This is a genomic window from Dellaglioa sp. CoH-55-MRSF-9 (assembly GCF_056782155.1).
Map to the genome: position 1 here is coordinate 1 of NZ_JBXAYG010000189.1, position 231 is coordinate 231.

At 74.9% G+C, this 231-nt stretch carries 1 protein-coding gene; it reads left to right on the plus strand.

The annotated features are described in order from the left end of the window. A partial coding sequence (locus AC1RPV_RS08295) for a thiamine pyrophosphate-dependent enzyme (protein WP_481764286.1) occupies positions 1 to 231 on the plus strand: 231 nt, incomplete at both ends.

A 231-nucleotide genomic window follows, 5' to 3' on the forward strand; every position in this document is an offset into this window, starting at 1 on the left:
CACCACCGCCGACGACCCGAGCCGCTACCGCGACCCGGCCGAGCTGGACGAGTGGCGCGCGAAAGACCCGATCGCCCGCGTGGAGGCCCACCTCGCCGCCGAGAGGCTGCTCACCCCGGAGCGCCTCACCGCCATCCAGGAGCACGCCGACCGCGTCGCGGCCGAGATGCGCCAGGGCGTCGTCGCGCTCCAGGACCCGGACCCGCTGTCGGTCTTCGACAACGGCTACGC